The organism is Psychrobacter sp. LFX-11D (assembly GCF_904846475.1).
Lineage (GTDB): Bacteria > Pseudomonadota > Gammaproteobacteria > Pseudomonadales > Moraxellaceae > Psychrobacter > Psychrobacter cryohalolentis.
This window is the reverse complement of record NZ_CAJHAV010000043.1, coordinates 1-610: the sequence shown is the minus strand read 5'-3', so window position 1 is coordinate 610 and position 610 is coordinate 1. Positions and strand designations below refer to the sequence as shown.

Annotated in this window: 1 protein-coding gene; it reads left to right on the top strand. The window is 40.7% G+C overall.

Translation table 11 applies throughout. The annotated features are described in order from the left end of the window. Window positions 1–29: 29 nt before the first annotated feature. Window positions 30–422, top strand: coding sequence for a hypothetical protein (locus tag JMX75_RS12860; protein ID WP_201532563.1), 393 nt, complete (start codon window positions 30–32; stop codon window positions 420–422). The last annotated feature ends 188 nt before the right edge of the window (window positions 423–610 follow it).

Genomic DNA, 610 nt, shown 5'->3' with positions numbered 1-610 from the left:
AAATAAGTTTACGAAAAAGGAGCTTATTCATGGACAAGTTAGACACTGTAAAGGTTAAGCGCACTCAAAAAGATTATACTTTAGGCTTTAAATTAGCCGTCGTTGACAGTATAGAAAAAGGCGACATGACCTATAAACAAGCACAAGCAATTTATGGCATACAAGGACGCAGTACCGTTTTGGTGTGGCTGCGAAAGCATGGTAAATTAGACTGGACCCATCCCCTTAAGAGCCAGACTATGCCGCATAAAGAAACCCCTGCCCAAACCATCAAACGTTTAGAGCGTGAACTGGCTGATGCTAAAGCACATAACCTTATTTTAAGTAAAGTAGTCGAAGTATTTGAAAATGACTATGGAGAAAATGCTAGAAAAAAGTCTTCTACGGCATCCTTTGGAAACTCAAAACAGACAAACAAATAAGTTTAGCTCAAGGATGTCGTTTGCTTAGTGTTAGTCCGCAAGCGGTATATCAACATCGTATTCGGCAGCATGACAAAGCAAGCAAGTTTACTGTCATCAAAGACTGGGTACAAGCGTATCGAATGCTCATGCCTCGTATAGGTGGTCGGAAGTTATATTGGCTCATTAAGCCTAAGCTGATGGCTCAT